The sequence below is a fragment of the Bradyrhizobium sp. McL0615 genome, assembly GCF_049993905.1.
Taxonomy (GTDB): domain Bacteria; phylum Pseudomonadota; class Alphaproteobacteria; order Rhizobiales; family Xanthobacteraceae; genus Bradyrhizobium.
Map to the genome: position 1 here is coordinate 5,137,761 of NZ_CP188254.1, position 18,479 is coordinate 5,156,239.

The 18,479-nt window shown below is 62.5% G+C and carries 22 protein-coding genes and 2 pseudogenes; 10 read left to right on the plus strand and 14 right to left on the minus strand.

Going from position 1 to position 18,479, the window contains the following annotated elements:
* Window positions 1-31 precede the first annotated feature (31 nt).
* Entirely contained in the window at window positions 32-547 is a 516-nt protein-coding gene (locus tag ACPPVP_RS24380) for a hypothetical protein (RefSeq protein WP_426525200.1), read from the plus strand.
* 92 nt (window positions 548-639) lie between these two features.
* Here the strand turns inward: ACPPVP_RS24380 and ACPPVP_RS24385 are convergent, their stop codons facing one another.
* The 5 genes and pseudogenes from ACPPVP_RS24385 to ACPPVP_RS24405 form a co-directional block, all read right to left on the minus strand.
* Window positions 640-966: a PRC-barrel domain-containing protein gene (locus ACPPVP_RS24385; RefSeq protein WP_426525202.1), complete on the minus strand. Its 327-nt coding sequence runs from the start codon at window positions 964-966 to the stop codon at window positions 640-642.
* 179 nt (window positions 967-1,145) lie between these two features.
* Entirely contained in the window at window positions 1,146-2,093 is a 948-nt protein-coding gene (locus tag ACPPVP_RS24390; protein WP_426525204.1) for a cytochrome D1 domain-containing protein, read from the minus strand.
* A 2-nt stretch (window positions 2,094-2,095) separates the two neighbouring features.
* Window positions 2,096-2,638 (minus strand): SRPBCC family protein, encoded by a 543-nt coding sequence (locus ACPPVP_RS24395; RefSeq protein ID WP_426525206.1) that lies wholly within the window; start codon window positions 2,636-2,638, stop codon window positions 2,096-2,098.
* 238 nt (window positions 2,639-2,876) lie between these two features.
* Entirely contained in the window at window positions 2,877-3,401 is a 525-nt protein-coding gene (locus ACPPVP_RS24400; protein ID WP_426538032.1) for an AAA family ATPase, read from the minus strand.
* Between the two features lie 45 nt (window positions 3,402-3,446).
* Window positions 3,447-3,542 (minus strand): annotated as a pseudogene (locus ACPPVP_RS24405) (AAA family ATPase); the annotation flags it as partial.
* Between the two features lie 204 nt (window positions 3,543-3,746).
* Here ACPPVP_RS24405 and ACPPVP_RS24410 point away from each other — a divergent pair.
* Together ACPPVP_RS24410 and ACPPVP_RS24415 are read left to right on the plus strand one after the other, a co-directional pair.
* Complete coding sequence (locus ACPPVP_RS24410; RefSeq protein WP_426525208.1) at window positions 3,747-4,070, plus strand: hypothetical protein; 324 nt, start codon at window positions 3,747-3,749, stop codon at window positions 4,068-4,070.
* 685 nt (window positions 4,071-4,755) lie between these two features.
* A complete protein-coding gene (locus ACPPVP_RS24415; protein WP_426525210.1) occupies window positions 4,756-5,418 on the plus strand; it encodes an outer membrane protein in 663 nt (220 codons plus the stop codon).
* 132 nt (window positions 5,419-5,550) lie between these two features.
* Here ACPPVP_RS24415 and ACPPVP_RS24420 read toward each other — a convergent pair whose 3' ends face one another.
* The 3 genes from ACPPVP_RS24420 to ACPPVP_RS24430 all read right to left on the minus strand — a co-directional run bounded on the left by ACPPVP_RS24420 (window position 5,551) and on the right by ACPPVP_RS24430 (window position 8,278).
* Window positions 5,551-6,408, minus strand: coding sequence for a PCC domain-containing protein (locus ACPPVP_RS24420; protein WP_426538034.1), 858 nt, complete (start codon window positions 6,406-6,408; stop codon window positions 5,551-5,553).
* Window positions 6,409-6,412: 4 nt separating this feature from the next.
* On the minus strand, window positions 6,413-8,002 hold the full coding sequence (locus ACPPVP_RS24425) for an acyl-CoA synthetase (protein WP_426538036.1): 1,590 nt from the start codon (window positions 8,000-8,002) through the stop codon (window positions 6,413-6,415).
* A 147-nt stretch (window positions 8,003-8,149) separates the two neighbouring features.
* Entirely contained in the window at window positions 8,150-8,278 is a 129-nt protein-coding gene (locus ACPPVP_RS24430; protein WP_256467493.1) for a hypothetical protein, read from the minus strand.
* Between the two features lie 89 nt (window positions 8,279-8,367).
* Between ACPPVP_RS24430 and ACPPVP_RS24435 the strand changes: the two genes are divergently transcribed.
* Window positions 8,368-8,895, plus strand: a complete 528-nt coding sequence (locus ACPPVP_RS24435; RefSeq protein WP_426525212.1) for a DUF3828 domain-containing protein — start codon at window positions 8,368-8,370, stop codon at window positions 8,893-8,895.
* Window positions 8,896-8,950: 55 nt separating this feature from the next.
* Here ACPPVP_RS24435 and ACPPVP_RS24440 read toward each other — a convergent pair whose 3' ends face one another.
* On the minus strand, window positions 8,951-9,352 hold the full coding sequence (locus tag ACPPVP_RS24440) for an SPW repeat protein (RefSeq protein WP_426525214.1): 402 nt from the start codon (window positions 9,350-9,352) through the stop codon (window positions 8,951-8,953).
* A 237-nt stretch (window positions 9,353-9,589) separates the two neighbouring features.
* Here ACPPVP_RS24440 and ACPPVP_RS24445 point away from each other — a divergent pair, with 237 nt between their 5' ends.
* A complete protein-coding gene (locus tag ACPPVP_RS24445) occupies window positions 9,590-9,862 on the plus strand; it encodes a GNAT family N-acetyltransferase (RefSeq protein WP_426525216.1) in 273 nt (90 codons plus the stop codon).
* 72 nt (window positions 9,863-9,934) lie between these two features.
* Here the strand turns inward: ACPPVP_RS24445 and ACPPVP_RS24450 are convergent.
* Together ACPPVP_RS24450 and ACPPVP_RS24455 are read right to left on the minus strand one after the other, a co-directional pair.
* Window positions 9,935-10,231, minus strand: a pseudogene (locus ACPPVP_RS24450) (fumarylacetoacetate hydrolase family protein); the annotation flags it as partial.
* 168 nt (window positions 10,232-10,399) lie between these two features.
* The gene (locus ACPPVP_RS24455) at window positions 10,400-10,801 is read right to left on the minus strand and encodes a DUF3597 domain-containing protein (RefSeq protein ID WP_426525218.1); all 402 of its coding nucleotides are present in this window, start codon (window positions 10,799-10,801) and stop codon (window positions 10,400-10,402) included.
* A gap of 295 nt (window positions 10,802-11,096) precedes the next feature.
* Between ACPPVP_RS24455 and ACPPVP_RS24460 the strand changes: the two genes are divergently transcribed.
* Entirely contained in the window at window positions 11,097-12,008 is a 912-nt protein-coding gene (locus ACPPVP_RS24460) for a DUF2189 domain-containing protein (RefSeq protein ID WP_426525220.1), read from the plus strand.
* A 209-nt stretch (window positions 12,009-12,217) separates the two neighbouring features.
* Window positions 12,218-13,033 carry a lytic murein transglycosylase gene (locus tag ACPPVP_RS24465; protein WP_426538038.1) on the plus strand — a complete coding sequence of 272 codons (816 nt, stop codon included), beginning with the start codon at window positions 12,218-12,220 and terminating at the stop codon, window positions 13,031-13,033.
* A gap of 53 nt (window positions 13,034-13,086) precedes the next feature.
* Here ACPPVP_RS24465 and ACPPVP_RS24470 read toward each other — a convergent pair whose 3' ends face one another.
* Window positions 13,087-13,350, minus strand: a complete 264-nt coding sequence (locus tag ACPPVP_RS24470) for a hypothetical protein (protein ID WP_426525222.1) — start codon at window positions 13,348-13,350, stop codon at window positions 13,087-13,089.
* Window positions 13,351-14,202: 852 nt separating this feature from the next.
* Here ACPPVP_RS24470 and ACPPVP_RS24475 point away from each other — a divergent pair.
* From ACPPVP_RS24475 to ACPPVP_RS24485, 3 genes are all read left to right on the plus strand, one after another.
* Entirely contained in the window at window positions 14,203-14,355 is a 153-nt protein-coding gene (locus ACPPVP_RS24475; protein ID WP_426525224.1) for a DUF1127 domain-containing protein, read from the plus strand.
* 134 nt (window positions 14,356-14,489) lie between these two features.
* Window positions 14,490-15,923, plus strand: coding sequence for a methylenetetrahydrofolate--tRNA-(uracil(54)-C(5))-methyltransferase (FADH(2)-oxidizing) TrmFO (trmFO, locus tag ACPPVP_RS24480; protein ID WP_426525226.1), 1,434 nt, complete (start codon window positions 14,490-14,492; stop codon window positions 15,921-15,923).
* Between the two features lie 4 nt (window positions 15,924-15,927).
* Window positions 15,928-17,031, plus strand: a complete 1,104-nt coding sequence (locus ACPPVP_RS24485; protein WP_426525228.1) for a serine/threonine protein kinase — start codon at window positions 15,928-15,930, stop codon at window positions 17,029-17,031.
* A gap of 134 nt (window positions 17,032-17,165) precedes the next feature.
* On the opposite strand, the gene ACPPVP_RS24490 is transcribed toward ACPPVP_RS24485, so the two are convergent.
* The gene (locus ACPPVP_RS24490; RefSeq protein ID WP_426525230.1) at window positions 17,166-18,029 is read right to left on the minus strand and encodes a phytoene/squalene synthase family protein; all 864 of its coding nucleotides are present in this window, start codon (window positions 18,027-18,029) and stop codon (window positions 17,166-17,168) included.
* Window positions 18,026-18,421, minus strand: coding sequence for an Mth938-like domain-containing protein (locus tag ACPPVP_RS24495; RefSeq protein ID WP_426525232.1), 396 nt, complete (start codon window positions 18,419-18,421; stop codon window positions 18,026-18,028). The genes ACPPVP_RS24490 and ACPPVP_RS24495 overlap by 4 nt, the downstream gene beginning before the upstream one ends.
* Window positions 18,422-18,479: the final 58 nt, after the last annotated feature.

The following is an 18,479-nucleotide window of genomic DNA, read 5'->3' on the forward strand; positions in this document are numbered from 1 at the left end:
CTTATCTGAAATTCATGGGTCGGTTGAATTTTTGAGAAAAGAGAATGCCTTTCCAGAAATTGATCTCGAAGTGAATGCTGTCATAAACTGGACATTCGCTCAAAACGGAATGTTCGACGGATATAGTGATACATCGGCCTCGCGCGCGTTAAACTACTTTACGAGATTATTTGTCGGCGAATTTCGAAATGACGAGTTGTCTAATCTTGTTTGGGCTTTAGCCGGAATCGAAGCCCTCGTGGTCGAAAGCGGCCGATCATCGATCGGGCAGTTAAAGGAAAAGCTCGGTGCCCTCTTTGCAGAGAAGATTGACCTTCGCTGGCTAGCAAAAATGATTGCAGATTCATACAATTTCCGGTCCAGAATGATCCATGGAGATCGACAAATACGATCATTCTTCCGAAGCAACGAAGATGAAAACAAAAAGCGACTTGATGAAGAGTACAACAGTCAGTTGTTTGCAATCGGCATGCTAGTTCTACTTCTCAGATTTATCATCTCGAATAAGCTATCTGAACTCCATTTCAAGACCGTACTGAGCTCATAGGCAGCGAGCGTTGGGCGGATTAGCGAAGCGCAATCCGCCATTTCTCACTACGTCGAGCGGAGCTTTGTGCCTACAGCTAATTCGTCGGCCCACTACACCGTCCAATAATGCGGATGCGGGCGCGATCGGTCGCCCCAGTCGAAGGCTTCTTCATCGAGTTCGGACGGCCCCGCGCGCAGATCTTCCACCGTCACGTCGGTCTGGTAGGCCTGACGCGCGGGATCAAACCGGAGGGCGTCCCACCGGATCGGACAATGATGGTGGCTGCCGAGCAGCCCTCCGGTCTTGATGACGGCGTAGGCTACCGTTCCGCTGGCCTTGTCGAGCATCAGGCGTTCGATCGAGCCGAGCTTTGTGCCGTCGCGGCAGTAGACGCTCACGTGCTCAACGCGATCACTGGGCACCAGGGTATGCGGCATGGCGTCCTCCCTGTCTTCTCTGTTCTCCCGGCATCATAGCACAAATAAACGCGGCACGAGCGGGCGTCCGACGCCGCGACTCACGGACGCATGTAGGATGGGTAGAGCGCAGCGAAACCCATCAATCCCGCGCGCGGAGAGATGATGGGTATCGCTTCGCTCCACCCATCCTACGGCCACTACCGCCGCAGAAACGCCCCGAACGCCCGCGGCCCGTCGCCGACCTTGACCTCGCCTATCACCTTCAGCTCGACCGCATCGATCACGCTGATCGAGTTGCTCTCCCAGTTCGCCACGATGATCCGCTTACCGTCCGCCGTCGCCGCGATCCCTTCCGGGTAATCGCCGACAGTGATGCGCTTGACCGGCACCAGCGTTACGAGATCGAACACGCTGACGGTGCCGTCATACTGGTCGGTGACGAAGCCGCGGCCTTGCGCGAGTGCGACCGCATAGGGGCGCAAGCCCGTCTTCACACGCCCGATCTCTCTGTTCTCGGCGATGTCGATCACCGACACGTCGTTCGAGCCGACATTGGCGGTGTAGGCGCGCCGGCCCTCCGCATCGATGGTGATGCCAAACGGGCGCTCCCCGACCTTGATCACGGCCCGCCGCTGGCGCGTCGCGGTGTCGATGACGGACACGCTGTCGGCGTCGCGGTCGGCCGAGAGCAGGAGCCGCCCGTCCGGCGTCACCGCGAGGCCCGACGGCGAGGCGCCGACCGCGATATCGGCGATCACGCGCTGCGCTACCGGATCGATCACCCGCACCGCCGCGGCGTACCAGTCGGCCACGTAGACGGTGGCGCCATCCGGCGCCACTGCGACACCGAGCGGACCACCGCCGGTGTTGATCCTGCCCACGACCCGGCGTGCGGCGGCATCGACCACCGTCAGCGCCTTGGCGTCGGGGCTCGTCACATAGGCAAAGCGTCCATCCGGCGTGATGGCGACGCCCGCAGGCTTGCCGCCGATCGCGATGGTCGCGACCGGCTGCAAGGATGTGAGATCCACGACCGTCAGGTTCTCGCTGAGCTGATTGGTGACGAAGGCCTCCTCGGCCCTCGCCTGCCCGGTCCAGGCGGTGCCGATGCCGGCGACGAGCGCCGCCAGAGCGATCGCCCGCACGGTCAGCTTCCGCTTTCGACCTTCTTCTTCAGCGCCTCGAGGCCAGCCTTATAGAGCCCGCTCACCGCCTTCACCGCGGCCTCGTCGCTCAGTTCCGGCGGCGGATCGTTGTTGGGAAAGCCGCGATAGAACGCGCCGGCCCACTCCAGCGTGCTGCCCTTGCCGTCGGCGCTGGGCGTGATCGTCAGGGTGGACGAATAGTTGGTGACCGGCAGCACCTTCACATCCACGGCGGTGATCCGGTACGAATAGGTCATCTTCTCGGCATCGTATTTGTAGAGTTCCTCATCGACGGTCGCGCCGGTCGCCAGCGTCAACTTCCGCGTGGCCTCGATCGCGTTGCCTTTGTCGCCCTCGGTCTTGCTGACCGGCGGCAGCCAGCTCATGTCCTGAAAATTGCCGATCACGGCCCACACCTTGGCCGGCGGCGCGTTGATCTCGATCGATTCCCGCACCTTCTGGCGGGTCGGCCCATGCGCCCAGGCTACGCCTATCACTGCCAGCGCCGCCACTGCGGCCCCCACCCTCGCGAGCGTCGTCCTCATGTCGTTTCCCCATTGTCTTTGTTGGCCTGCGCAGGCGTGCAGCCGCGTTATGATAACGCATTTTCAGACCAAAGGAGGCTGGTTTGTGGCGCCGCCGGGAAGACGAGCGTCCCGCCCGGATAGCCCGCATCGGCGGCGTAGGATGGGTGGAGCGAAGCGATACCCATCGTTTGTCGCGCGTTGCGGCACCGCCGGTGGGTTTCGCTTCGCTCTACCCACCCTACGAAGCGCACCCTGCTCACTCCACAATCGCCGCGTCGACAAACCCCTTCGGGTCCTCACAAAACTCCCGCATGACCTTGTAGTGGTCGGTGTCCTTTACCTTCACCGGCTCCAGTCCGTACTTCGTCAGCCGCAGCAGCGTTGCGTTCGGATAGGCCATCAGCATCGGCGAGTGGGTCGCCATGATGATCTGGCAACGGCCGATGTCCTCCATCCGCCGCATCAGCTTCAGAAACGCGATCTGACGCGAGGGCGACAGCGCGGATTCCGGCTCGTCGAAGATGAAGATGCCCTGGCGCTGGCAGCGTTCCTCGAAGAAGCGCAAGAAGCCTTCGCCGTGGGAATGGGAGAGGAAGTCGGGCGGTGGGCCTCCTCCCAATGGATATTTCTGGGCCATCTCGTCCAGGTATCGGGCGACCGAGAAAAAGCTTTCGGCGCGGAAAAACCAGCCGTTGGTGATTTTGGGCAGCCAACTCGCCCGCAACGCGCTGGATAATCGACCTCCCATTTTTTCCAACGCCCATGAGTGGTCGACCGTCATGTACCCCTTGCCGCCGCCGGCCTCGTCGTAGCCGGCGAGCACGGCGATGCCTTCAAGAAGTGTGGATTTGCCCGTACCGTTCTCGCCGACGATGATGGTAATCGCCTTGTCAAAACTCAGCTCGAAATCGTCGCGCAGCAACGGCAGGCAGAACGGATAGGCCTCGCGATTGGTGATCCGCGAAGGCTCGACCCAGATCCGCTTGAGATACGGCGCCGGCAGGTTGATCGGCTTGTTTCGTCGTGAGGCCATGAGCACAGGTCCGATGGAACAACATCGCATTCTCTGCATATATCTCGATCGTCACGCAACCCCCGATAGCAATCCACTCTGCACAGAACGACAATGCCAAGCCCCACCTACACCCTCTTCCGCAACGCCATCCTCAGCGAGCAGCAGGTCGTGTGCCGCTATGACGGCCGCGTCCGCGAGCTGTGCCCGCACATCATCGGCACCAACAAACGCGGCGAAGAGGTCGTGCTGGCTTGGCAGTTCGGCGGCGAGAGCTCAGGACCGTTGCCGCAATGGCGCTGCCTGAAGCTCGCCAACGTCAGCGGGGCGCGCCCACGCTCCGGCCGCTGGCATGAAGGCGGCTCACATCAGACGACACAGACCTGCGTGAGCGATATCGACATCGATATCAATGTTCACGTGCGCAAACGCAGATGAGGCAAATGCTGCAGTCGCAGGGCAGGCAAAGCGTGCCCACCATTTCAAGACATGTTCGACGAAAGATGGTGGCCACGCTTCTCTTTGCCCGCCCCACTGGCTGCGAACTGATTTGCTTTGCGCGCAAGCACAACTTCATGCAGCGGCCTGCGACCAATTGACACGACGGGCAAATCACCAAAAATCTGTCCAGCCCTTCGCGCAAAAGCAATCCATGCTGCGGCATAAAGAAAGAATGGATTGCTTCGCTTCGCTCGCAATGACGTGGAGCGAGTGCACCACGACGCTTCCCAATATTCCAAGCGATATCGATGCTTTAAACGGCAAACCGCAGCGTACTGAGCACTCGCACACGCGGACACAACGATCGTGATCGCACGAACACAGCCGCCGCTCTCTTCACAAGTCGAACAACTCCGCGCCGTGCGCCGCCGCAGTGCCGTCGAAATGGCAACCTGCCCGCGTCAATGCGCCGTCGCGCTTCGGTCCAACTTTTGCCGGCATACAAATCGTATGGTTAACCCGCAAGTGAACGTTCTCACATCCGCCGGACATCGCTTGCAGACGGCTCTTTAAGGGCGCGTTCGCGCCCACTTCCACAACGATGCGTCACCATGCCGGTGCGATCGGTTCGCTATCGAGCCCGCAGGGGGTTATACGTATGCTCAACTTTAGGGGACAAAATATGAAACTACTACTTATAGCTGGTGCGGCCCTTTCGGTCGCGACTGCGGCCTCGGCTGCCGACATGCAGGCCCGGCCCTACACCAAGGCGCCCCCGGCGGCGGTGGTTGCGGTGTACAACTGGTCCGGCTTCTACATCGGCGCGATGGGCGGCTATGGCTGGGACAGTGGCAACAGTAGCGGCGGCTTCGGCGGCGGCACGGTCGGCTACAACTGGCAGCTCCCAGGCAGTCAGTTTGTTTTCGGTGTCGAAGTCGACGCCGCCGGCGCCAGCATCAAGGACAGCCTCACCGCAGACATCGGCGGGGGCGTCCTGGCCACGGAGGAACTCAAGATCAACTCGTTCGGCAGCGTGACCGGCCGTGCGGGCTTCGCAATGGATGCGGCCCTCATCTACGCCAAGGCCGGTTTTGCGTGGGCCAACAGAAAGGACTCGGTTTCAGTGCCAGCGCTCGGCGCGTCGTTTTCGGATAGCCAGACTCACACGGGATATACCATCGGTGGCGGTCTCGAATATTTGTTCACTCCAAACTGGTCGGCCAAGGGCGAATACATGTACACCAACCTCGGCGGCAAGACTTACAACCTAGGCGGCGACCTGTTTGACTCCGGCACCGTCGACTTCCACACCATCAAGGTCGGCGTGAACTATCACTTCCGGTAAGACAGCAACTTGGTTGTGTAGCTGCGTAGGGTGGGCAAAGCGCAAGCATGCCCACCATTCAGCACACGAACCCGAGAGATGGTGGGCACGGCGCAATCGCGCCTTTGCCCACCCCACGGACCACAGAAGCACTCAGATCACCTCGAGCACCAGCTCCATCGTCATCAGCACCGGATTGTCGCCGCGCATCAGCCGGCCCTCGGCGATGCCGCCGAGATAATCGACCAGCGCGATATCGAGCTCCGCCTGCAGCGTCCCATCAGCGCCGGGCGCGATGCTGCCGGCCTTGATCGCAAGCTCGGTGGCAAACGGCACAACGGTGCGGCCGTCGGAGAAATGCGCGCCGATCGTGCTTCCGACTCCGCCATGAATGCGCGCGCGCAGGATGCCGTGCTGGCGGCAGAAGGTCTCCAGCGCCGCAGAAAACTCCTGATTCGGCCGCAACCGCAGCGCGAAGGCGCGGCTGTCGGCCTCCACATCCGTGCCGGCGCGCGCGACGGGGCCGAACAATTTGAAATTGGTCTCGGGATCGAGCGCGGCCGTGAACATCGCGCCGTCGATGCCGAACGCTTCCACCGCGAACGACTCGGCGACCATGCTCTCCTCGGGCAGAATGTGGCCACCATGCAGATATCCATCAGTCTCGGTCCACAGTCCGTGGCAATGGAAGAACGGCGCGCCGTCACGCTCGCCGAGCGTCATCGCGCCGAGCTTCAGCCGCGTGACGCCGGAGGGACGAAACGTGTCGCTGTAGAACGCCGCATTGGCGCCAGTCTTCGACAGCGCCGGCATCACATAGGCAAACGGCCCAAGCGCCCCTCCTTGCATGCTCAGCACGCCGCCGGAAAATCCGGCCTCGGCAAAGCCGCGGCGCACGGCCTCCAGCAGCGGCAGGCCGGCGGCAAGCGTGAATGAAAACGCTCGGCCCCGCGCCTCGACCCATTGGATGCGCTCGGGCACCGGCGGCCCGGGCTGCTCGATGCTGCGCATCGCCTCAGCTACCCGTTTTGGAAATGAGCTCAAGCAGCCCTCGCGCCTCGAGTTCGTCGCGGACCAGCCGCTTTGGAATCTTGCCGTAGCCGGATTTCGGCAGCGCCTCCCAGAAGAAGAAGCGTTTTGGCATTTTGTAGCGCGGCACCTTCGGCGCAAGAAATGCGGCGAGCTCCGCCTCGCTCACGGCGCCAGCGCCCTCGCGCGCGACGCAAACGGCTACTCCCACCTCGCCCCAGAACGAGTCGGGCACGCCGAGCACCGCCACCTCGCCGATCGCCGGATGGGTGAGAATCTTCTCCTCGACCTCGCGCGGATAGATGTTGGAGCCGCCGGAGATGTACATGTCGGAAGCGCGGCCGGTGATGTAGACAAAGCCCTCCTCGTCCATGTGGCCGAGATCGCCGGTACGAAACCAGCCGTCGCGAAACGCCTTCGCGTTGGCCTCGGGGTTGTCGTAATAGCCGGCAAACACGGCGGGACCGATCACGCAGATCTCGCCGGTCTCGAACGGTTTCAGCTCGCGCCCGTCATCGCCCTGGATCGAGACCTGCATGCCCGTGCGCTCGAAGCCGCAGGTGCCGATGCGGGCCTGTGGGCCGTCCTCGGGATCGTGCAGATTGGCCGGCATCACCGTGATGTTGCCGGTTACCTCGCCAAGCCCGAAATACTGCACCAGCACCTGGCCGAGCTTGCCGAGCGCCGCCTTCTGGTCCTCCCGGTACATCGGCGCGCCGGCATAGATCACGAAGCGCAGCGACGAGTGATCATATTTATCGACCGCGGGATGCTCGACCATCATCTTCAAAATGGTCGGCACCGTAAAAATGTTGCTGACGCGGTGCGCCTCGATCAGCCGGAACGCTTCGGCGATATCGAATTTCTCCGACGGCAGCAGGATGGTCGGCACGCCGCGCGCGGCCTGCACGAGCTGGTGCACACCGGCGCCATGCGACAGCGGCGCGACCACCAGCGAGGCATCCGTCTCCGTCGTGCCCGGCATCAGGTCGGCGAGATGATTTGTCACCACAAAGGCCATCTGCCCGTGGGTGAGCACCGCCGCCTTGGAGCGCCCGGTGGTACCGGAGGTGAAGAAGAACCAGCAGGGATCGTCGTAATCGACCGCGGCGTTATCGACCTTGGTGCCCGCATGATCGGCGATCACGCCGCCCACGGATTTTTCGCCAAACGCGCCCTCGCCGATCCGCCAGATAAATTCCAGCGCGGGATTGGCGGCCGCCTTGGCGTGATCCGGAAAATCGCCATGGCACAGAAAAGCCTTCGCACCGGAAGCGGTGGCGAGATAGGCGACCTCGTCCGGCATCAGGCGGAAATTGGTCGGCACCCAGACGGCGCCGAGCCTGAAGGCCGCAAACATCGACCAGAACATCTCGTCGCAATTTTTGGAATGCACCAGGACGCGGTCGCCCTTGGCGATGCCCCGCGCGGCGAGGCCCGCCGCCAGCGCGGAGACGTGGCCGTCGATCTCGCGCCAGGTCCAGGATTTGTCGCCCCAGATGAAGCCGGTGCGGTCGCCGTGGCGGCGGGCATTCTGGGTCAGCATGTGCGCCAGGTTCATCACCCGGCGCGACATCCGCGCCAGGCCGCCGCGCGGGGTGGGAATAGTCACGGTTTCAGTCACAGCGAATCGACCATCACGCTTCGAAAAACAGACATGGAACACCTCATCGCAACGATAGCAGAAAGCCTCGTGCCAGCTCAAATCGACGGCGGGCCGGCGTCACCGTACGCCGGTCCCCTTGCAACGCTGGCACTTGACCACCCTGTCGCCCTTCTTCAGCAGGCCCTTGCCCTCGCAATTCTTGCATTTCTGCTTCTTCTTGATGTTGGGGCCTTTTTCATTGGCCATGATAATCTCCCGGCAAGCGTTGCACGCATCACCATAGCCAGCCCCGCACTCCCGTCCATAAGCCCGCACCAACGATTTAAGAGATCACCATGGTTACCCGTCGAAAGCTGATATTGTCTGGCGCAGCCGGCCTGCTGGCGGCCACCTTGCCGCGCGCGGCGCTGGCGGCGCCCGACGACCCCGCCGGCATCCTGACCGCGATCTACACCCGTGTCGCCCAGGGCAAGGGCGATGGCGGCGGCACATTTGTGATTCAGACCAAGGCTGCCCGAACAAAATACCTGTCGAACGCGCTGGTCGCACTCTGGGCCAAGGCGGACGCCCGCACGAAGAAGGGCGACGTCGGGCCGGTGGATTTCGATCCCGTCACCAACTCGCAGGATCCCGACGTGAAGTCGTTCAGGCTGGCCGCCGAGCAGCAGGGAGCCGGCAAGGCGACCGTCGCCGTCACGATCGAAAGCCATCAGCGGGAGGCGCGCGCCAACGCGGCCGACAAAATTATCCGCTACGACTTTGTCCAGGAGGCCGGGCAGTGGAAGATCGACGACATCAAGGGGGCCATCGACGGCAGCCCGTGGTCGGTCCGCGCCTTGCTCGCCAATTCATTGAAGCACTAGGGATTTAGTCGAGGGCCCGCCGGTCACGTATCGGGCCGGCGGGCCCCGCCCGCAATTACTGCGGATGGTTGGCCAGTTCCTGGTCGCTCAACCGCCAGTCCTGCCAAAGCTGGAGCGCCCCCAGCAGGACGATGATTGCGCCGAGGGCGATGTGCCAGGCCCGAAGCAGATCGTCACCGGAGTAGCCGAGGACGAAGGGCGAGGCGATTAGCCAGAGGCCGAGCGCGATCTCCGCCACCTCCTCCCAGCGCTGCAGTGCGACATATTCGAGCTGGGCCAGGCCGAAGACCAGCATGCCGACCACGAACGTATTCAGGATCATGGTGCTGCGTTCGGCGTCCATCACGTCATGGCTGGAGAACGGAAACCACGGCGATACCACGATCAGCATGCCAAGCAGCATGCCGAACCAGTCTTCCCACGTGCGATGCTTGTTGAAGAAACCAAAGCCGGACATTGCAGACCTCCCGTTGAAAAGAGGCATACGTCGGCGGCCGCGATCACAGCATTTTCGATATCGAGCCCAGACCCGGCCGCCTCGGCGGCGTATGTCATGCAAAAGACCTAGGAACCCCACAACCCGTTGCAAGGCCCGCCTGCAAAGATCTTGGAGCGAGCCGCGGGCGCCGTCGCCGGTTTGCATCGCCGGGTTCATGTCCCTAAATGAAACGGTAAATCATCCGGGAATCGTTGCATGGCCGCCGTCCGCGACAACAAGGCTCAAAACCGCTTCGAACTCGATGTCGGCGGCGCTGTGGCGTTTGCGAATTATCGCATTACGCCCGCGGCGGTCATCATCACCCATACCGAAACGCCCCGCGCGCTGCGCGGCCGCGGCATCGCTTCCGAATTGGTCAGGGGCGCGCTCGAACTGATCCGTGCCGACGGCCGCAAGGTCATCGCCGGCTGCGGGTTCGTCGTGGACTATCTGCGCAAAAACCCGGAATTTGCCGATCTGACGGGGTGACATTGCACACCGGCATTCCGGGGCGCGCATTAGCGCGAACCCGGAATGACATGCGTGGCCGAATGACAAACCTCACGTAATCCGGATCGACATATCCGGCAGGCCTTCGAGCTTGCACAGGAGGACGTCGCCCTTCACGACCGGGCCGACATTTTCCGGCGTGCCCGAATAGATGATATCGCCCGGCTTGAGTTCGAAGGCATCCGAAAGCTTGGCGATCTGCTCGGCCACGCTCCAGATCATGTTACGCAGATCGGAGTTCTGCTTGACCGTGCCGTTCACCGCCAGCGAGATCGCGCCCTTGGTGAAATGTCCGGTCTTGGCTGCGGGGTGAATCGGCCCGAGCACGGCAGAACGATCGAAGCTCTTGATGGCTCATCGGCGTCCTCCTTGTTTTGCAAAGTCTTCTTGTCCGCCCGTATCTACAGCGTTTTTCTCACGAAGTGGATACCGTTTGCGCGTTGTTGCATTGCAATCGCACCAAAGAAAAAGGCCCGCGTCACCGCGGGCCTTTGCATCTGTGAACCGGGCGAAGCGTCAGTGCTTGATGTCAGGAGGCAGCTTGCCGCCATTGGCGGCCAGCTTGGTCATGACCTGCTTGTGCAGCCAGATGTTCATGCTGGCGGAATCGTTGCTATCGCCGGTATAGCCGAGTTCCTTCGCCAGCTCTTTGCGCGCCGCGAAGCTGGAATCGATGTCGAGCGCCTTCATCAGATCGACGATCGAGGTGCGCCACTCCAGCTTTTCGCCCTTGGCCTTCACCGCCTGGTCGAGGATGGGTGCGACCTCGACGGTTGCGCCGGCTGGCGCTGCAGCCCCACCAGAAGATCCGGCAGCCCCACCGGACGATCCAGCACCCGCGGCTGCGCCACCGCCGGCCGGCGCAGCGTCTGCCTTGGTGCCGAAAATCGCGCCCATGATTTTTCCGAAAATGCTCATCGTTCGCTCCCAATGACTTGTGGATGGGGTTGAGTCTCTGGCGGCGCTGTCTGACCGGCAGCACCACACCGGGATCGCCGGCCAGTCTAGCCAGCCGGATGAAGCTTTGCCAACGAAACATTCACCGAAGCGTGAGTGCGTTTGTCGCTGTTTGGGAGTACGCTGTTGACTCAGTTCGCGACGTGGCCAGTTTCCCCATCCTGTTTTCGCGTCTGGCTTGATCGTGATCGTTTTATGAACGGCGCTTGGCGTCTTTCGGTTGGCGCGCAATGCGACCGCGAGGGAGACAGCGACCATGGCCACCTATCACGGCAATGTCACAACGGTGGCGCAGAGCGGACCTGACACCGCCGCCGCGCCCGTTATCCGAACCATCGGCCTATCGGAACTCCATCGGGCCTTGCAGCGCGGCTGGGAAGACTTCAAAGCCGTACCAAGCCACGCCATCATCCTGTGTATCATCTACCCCGTGCTCGGATTGATGCTGGCGCGCGCCGTGCACGGCTATTCGGTGCTGCCGCTGCTGTTTCCGCTCGCCGCCGGCTTCGCCCTGCTCGGCCCGTTTGCCGCGCTCGGTCTCTATGAAATGAGCCGCCGTCGCGAACGCGGCGAACAGGCAACCGCCTGGGACGCGCTCGAGGTCGTACGCTCGCCGTCGTTCGGCGCGATGCTCGGGCTCGGCGTGCTATTGCTCGCGCTGTTCGTGACATGGGTGGCGACCGCGCAGGCGATCTACATCGCCGCGTTCGGGTATGCCGGCGCGACCGGCGTTTCCGATTTCGCCGAACGCGTGCTGACGACGACGCAAGGGTGGTGGCTGATCGTGATTGGCTGCGGTGTCGGCTTCCTGTTCGCGCTCGTCGCGCTGTGCATCAGCGTGGTGTCGTTCCCGTTGATGCTCGACCGTCATGCCGGCGCCGGCGATGCGATGGTGACCTCGCTGCGCGCCGTCGCACGCAATCCCGTGCCGATGGCGGCCTGGGGCTTGATCGTCGCGGTGCTGCTGGTGGCGGGATCGTTGCCGGCCTTCCTCGGCCTTGCCGTCGTCATCCCCCTGCTCGGTCACGCCACCTGGCATCTCTACCGGGAGGTGATCGAGCCGGAACTCAATCCGCAGCCGCTTCCGCCCCGCGCGCAGCGCGAGCGCAAGCCCGCCGCCGATTTCCCGGCCAATCTGTTCCCCTGGCGGCGCAAGGACAGCGCATAAGCCTGGACGGAACCCGATCGATCACACCGCCGGCCGAACCGACCGGCGGTGGTGTCGTTCACCGCACGCTAACGATGAATTGAGCATCTTCAACGGAAAGGTATCGAAGACAACGGCCTCAGCCTTGTTTTGGCCGATCTTGCTTCGAACATTCGACGTGACATAGACACGAACCGTCAATGACGCATCGTCGAGGAGCGAACGGCACGATGATCTCCCGCCTTTCTCTGCGCGCCCTGACCCTGGGCGCGCTGTTGCTGACTTCTACGATGCCGGCGTTAGCAGCGCCCTGTGGCACGGGCCCGTTCGAAACGTGGCTGGAAGATTTCAAGAAGGAAGCTGCCGCCAAGGGGATCTCGGCTTCCGCCATCCAGGCTGGTCTGACAGGCGTGACGCTCGACAAGAGCGTACTGGCTCGCGACTCATCGCAAAAGGTGTTCAGCCAGACGTTTGAGGAATTCTCCGGCCGCATGGTTCCGCCCCGGCTGACCCGTGGCGCCAACATGCTCAAGCAATACGGTTCGGTGCTCGGGCGCATCGAGGAGAAGTATGGCGTGCCCGGCGATGTGCTGGTGGCGATCTGGGGCCTGGAAACCGATTTCGGCGTCAACATCGGAAAATTCCAGACGCTGCGCGCGCTGGCGACGCTGGCCTATGATTGCCGCCGCAGCGATCTGTTCAAAGCGGAGTTGATGGACGCGCTGCGCATCGTCGAGCGCGGCGATATCGCGCCGCAGGATCTGCGCGGCGCATGGGCCGGCGAAATCGGCCAGACCCAGTTCATGCCGTCGTCCTACGTCAAGTACGCGGTCGATTTCGACAGCAACGGCCGTCGCGACCTGCTGCGCAGCCCACCGGACGTGCTGGCCTCGACCGCCAACTTCCTCGCCAGCCACGGCTGGCAACGCGGCAAGGACTGGGAGCCCGGCAGCGCCAATTTCGCGGCGATCAAGGAATGGAACAAGAGCGAGGTCTACGCCAAGACCATCGCCTATTTCGCGACCCAGCTTTCGCGCGCGCCTTGAATAGAAAAATTCAAAGGGCCGATCGGAAGCCGACCGGCCCTTTGCAAGCTGATCTACTTCGCCGTACCCACGTGCATCGCCTTGCTCAGATGTGACGCACAGACACCCATCTTGCCGCTCAGCATAGCATCCTGGGCAGCCGCAATTTCCTTCTGGGCAGCGATTTTCCCCTCGCCGTCCGCCATAGTTTCGATCATTGATTCAGTCTTGCTAAGATTGTCGCCGCTGCAGCCCGCCTTGACTCGCGCGGCATCGGCCGGAGAGACGGCGTATGCCATGGCTGCTATCGCAGTGGCCGCGAGTAATTTGTTGAGCATTGGTAGCTCCCCTTTTGTTTTTGGACAGACAGCATCATTGCCGTCTGCAAAGCGATTGTTCGCTGAATCGTGAGAACTTTCAGAATGAACTTCGCGCGAGGTTCTGAGCGCAGCGCGCAGAGGACTTATGCGGAATCATGCTTTTTCATTACAGTCCGGTAAGAAAGGCCGGCGCAGCCTTGTGGCAATCATCGTTGGTGATGCTGCAAATTCATTTCCACGGTGGAGACACCTCAGGCGCGAGTTCGATGCAGCGCTGATGACAAGAGGACAAAGCAATTGAGGCCTGTCTTCCTCATCCCGAAAGGTCAAAGGCGAGACGCCTACGCAATGACACCGACCGCCCATCATCAACCTTAAGCGTGCGGGTGCTGACGAAATGGAACCGTCACGCGGGCTGGCCGCAGAGTTCCACGCCTGCAAGCAGGCCTAGTTTCACCGATCATAATAATGAATTTATATTCATTATTTATCGGCACGACACATGCGATTCGTGCATAAGAAAATTCCAAAAAACCTAGTCAGTTTGCACATTTTGTTCGGGCGGTCCGGTCGCGGACTTGTGTTCTGCCCTCGCTACCGCCACTTGGTCAAACGACAGAAACGATCACGAAATTACAAGAAACCCACAAATTTACGGCATTACTTGCATAGCCCGGTCGCGCGAGGGAGCGCGCTGCTCGGCCGATCCGGCAGCCATGCGCAAAGGTTAAGCTGCCCTTACCGCCGTCATGCGTTTTAGGATTAGCTGCACCGCAACATCGGAACTTCTGCACTGCAGAATCCAAGCTATATTCATTTCAACGATGAGGCCGATCTCAAAGGCTGAATCGTAACTTCAAGGAGACTACGATGTTACTCTCGCTCATCCGCATGATCCAGGCGTTCCGGGATTATCAGCGCAATGTCAGCGAACTGTCCCAGCTCAGCGATCGCGAACTCGCCGATATCGGCCTCGATCGTGCGGACATTCCGCGCGTTGCAGCCGGAAACTACAGCAGCTGATTTTCTGTTCGGCCACCTGACGAACGGATAACGCCCGCCCTGCTGCGGGCGTTGTCGTGTTCGGCCTTTGGTTTGACGCGTTTTCTTCACGCGAACCGGTGCGCTTGGCGCGAAAACGCGCTAACGCTGCGCGCATGATTTCCTCAGCTCCCCAAACTGATACCGTCCATGTGATTGGCGGTGGCCTCGCCGGCTCGGAAGCCGCCTGGCAGGTCGCCAATGCAGGCGTTCGCGTGGTTCTGCACGAGATGCGGCCGTTGCGCATGACCGAGGCGCACCGCACCGAAGGCCTGGCCGAGCTCGTCTGCTCCAACTCGTTCCGCTCGGACGATGCCGCCAACAACGCTGTGGGCCTGCTGCATGCCGAAATGCGCCGGCTTGGCTCGCTGATCATGCGCTGCGCCGACGCCAACCAGGTGCCCGCAGGCGGGGCTCTGGCGGTCGACCGCGACGGGTTTTCCGCAGCCGTCACCCGCGCGCTGCACGACCATCCCCTGATCGAGGTCGACCGCGCCGAAATCGCCGGGCTGCCGCCGGCCGAATGGGGCAACGTGATCGTCGCGACCGGCCCCCTCACTTCGGCGCCGTTGGCGGACGCCATCCGCCAGCTGACGGACGAGAACGCGCTGGCGTTCTTCGATGCGATCGCGCCGATCGTGCACAAGGATTCTATCGACATGTCGGTGGCGTGGTTTCAGTCGCGCTACGACAAGGTCGGGCCCGGCGGCACCGGCGCCGACTACATCAACTGCCCGATGACGAAAGAGCAGTATGACGGCTTCGTCGCGGCACTGCTGGCCGGTGAGAAGGTCGATTTCAAGGACTGGGAGACCAACACGCCCTATTTCGACGGCTGCCTGCCGGTCGAAGTGATGGCGGAACGCGGTCCGGAAACCCTGCGGCACGGACCGATGAAACCGGTAGGACTGACCAATCCCCACAACCCGACGGTCAAGGCCTACGCGATCGTTCAACTGCGGCAGGACAACAAGCTCGGCACGCTCTACAACATCGTCGGCTTCCAGACCAAGCTGCACTACGGCGCGCAGCAGCGCGTGTTCCGCACCATTCCGGGTCTCGAGAATGCTGAATTCGCCCGGCTCGGCGGCCTGCACCGCAACACCTTCCTGAACTCGCCAAAGCTGCTCGACGGCCAGTTGCGGCTGCGCGCGCAGCCAAGGCTGCGCTTTGCCGGCCAGATGACCGGCTGCGAGGGCTATGTGGAATCCGCCAGCATCGGCCTGATCGCGGGTCTTTACGCCGCGGCGAACGCACGGGCGCAGTCGCTTGAGCCGCCGCCCGTGACCACGGCGCTGGGCTCGCTGCTCGGGCATATCACCGGGGGCCACATCGAAACATCAGAGGCCGGAACGCGCTCATTCCAGCCGATGAACATCAATTTCGGGCTGTTCCAGCCGCTGGCGAGCTTGCCGACCAAGAAAGCGGACGGCACACGGCTGCGCGGCAACGAGAAGACGGTAGCAAAAAAGCAGGCGCTGAGCGCCCGCGCGATGGCCGATCTCGATCGCTGGATCGCCGATCATCTTCGCGTAGCGGCGGCGGCGTAACACCATGAGCTTGCCGAAAGATGACGCCGCCATTCTGTCGGCGCGCTGGACCGAAGGCGTGCTGCTGAAGCGCGACGTGTTCTCGACCGTCGAGCGCGGCCGCTTTCGCGATGATGCCGGCGAGGTCGACGCGGTGCTGCGCCGGCTCGATCAGGTGCCGCTGTGGTCCTATCCGCTCGCCCGCCATTTGTTCGCCCGCGAACGCCGCGCGCTGGCGCTGGCGCGCGATCTCGACGTCGGCCCGAAGCTGCTATGGGCCGGCCGGCAAGCGCTGATGCGCGGCTTCATCGATGGCGTCGCGCTGCATCTGGCCAAACCCCATGGCGACCTCGCTTACTTCCGGTCCGCGAAGCTCGCCCTGCGCAAGCTGCACCGCGCCGGCATCTGCCATAACGATCTCGCCAAGGAGCAGAACTGGCTGCGCGGCAGCGATGGCCGCGCCTATGTGACTGATTTTCAATTGGCCGCCTGCTTCAAGACGAGAAGCCGCCTGTTCCGGATAGCGGCCTATGAGGACCTGCGGCATCTGCTGAAGCACAAGCGCAGCTATGCGCCGCAGGCGCTGACGCCGATGGAGCGCAAGATCCTCGCGCGCAAGTCCTTTGTCGCCAGCATCTGGCTCAAGACCGGCAAGAAGGTGTATCAGGCCATCACCCGCGGCCTGTTCAATTTCACCGATCGCGAAGGCGGCGGCCGCCGGCTGGTCAACGATGCGCCGGTGCTGATCGACCTGATCAGGAAGAACCCTGAAGTGCGCGACACCGCCATCGTCGCGTTCGCCGACCGCCGCACCGGCGTCGGGCTGTATGCCTTTGTCGAGGCCGACGAGGTCGCGCTGGAAAAGCAGTTGCGCAGCGAATTGTCTTCCGCCAAGGGCGTCAAGCCGCCGGAGCATATCCAGGTGGTGCATGCCCTGCCGCGCGATGCCGCCGGCAAACCGCGCACCGAGATATTGCAGCTCGTCGCCATGAACCAGGTCGACCTGATCGAGCCGCTGATCAAGAACGAGGTCGACCGCGCGTTCCTGAAGGACATTCTGGAAAGGCGCAAGAATTTGCGGGACCGGTTCAATTTTGAGTCCGCGGATATGGATAGGCCGTCAGCTTAGCGTTTGCTGTCATCACCCGCGAAGGCGGGTGACCCAGTATTCCAGAGACGTCACCGATTGAACGGAAGGCCGCGGCGTACTGGATACCCCGCTTTCGCGGGGTATGACGACGGCCTCTATGCGCGGCAGGCTTTCTACCCGACGAACTCGCGCGATCGTGAGGCACGCCACAGCGTCCACAGGGTCCGCAGCCGCGACGTCGCCTGCGGTGCGAAGGGATCGGCGTCTGCGCGCGACAGGCGCGTCAGGTCGCGGCGGACCAGCGCCAGCGGGAGGAACACCGGCCGTGCCTGCGGCGGCACATGCGTGAGCAGCTCGAAGGCGGTGTCGAGATGCTTTCGGGCGTCGCCCGCCAACTGATCGATCGCGGCACGCGTTCGCGGCGTCTGCTTGCCCGAAAAGACTTCCTCGATCCCGCTGCCGTGTTGCTGCAGCAGCTGCAGCGGCAGGAACAGCTGGCGCCGCGCGGCATCAAGCGGCAGCGCTGCGATCACCTGCGCCATGCCCTGGGCGAGGCCAGCATGGCGGGCGAGATGGTCGATCACGGCCGACGGCTGTACCGCGATCCGCGCGCCAAGCGAGAACAGCGCCGAGGAGGTGTCAGTGACATAGCCTTCCAGCGCCGCCATCGACGGCATCGGATCGTTGTAGAGGTCGAACTGGTGCTCCTCGATCAGCCGCGTCAGCGGCTCAACCGGCAGGCGGAATTCACCGATCGTCTGCAGCAGTTCGGCCGCGACCGGATTGCCCTCGACGCCACCATGGCCGGCGCCTTGCAGCATGTCGGTCCACCATTGCAGCCGCATTTCGCCCGGCAGCGGCTGGCTGACCTGGTCGCGCACCCGCGATATCTCGACATTGAAGGCGTAGACCGCCAGTAGCGCGCAGCGCTGGATCTGTGGCAGGAACAGCGTCGACGCATAGCGGGCAAAGTCGTGCGTACGCACCAGATCGGCGCAGAACGCTGCGGATTCCTTCGACGTCGCCGCCCCGCTCATGGCACCGCGATCAATGCCGCAGCGACCCGTCGGCGCTCGCCCAGCATGATGTTGTAGGTGCGGATGGCAGGTCCCGTCTGCATCGCATCGAGCACCACGTGCACGGCGCGCAGCGCCTCGCGCAGGCCCCGCGGCGGCACCCAGACTTCAGTGCCGGTGCCGACGATCAGCGTGTCGATGGAATTGGCAGCCTTGAAGACGCGCGAGAGCGAATATTCGTCGATCTCCGCAGGCCTGGTCACCTGCCAGGCCCAGATCGCATCCGGCAGGCACAGCAGCGAGCCACGATGCGACATGTCGGCGAAGGCGAAGCCGCCCTTGCCGTAGGCTTCGATCGGCGCCGACCTCGGAAGATGCGGGGCGTCCGAGGATGTAGTCGTTCGATTTGGCATGATCTTTTTCCGAAAATCGGTTCCCAACCCCGGGGCAAGCCCGAGGGCAGGCTTTTCG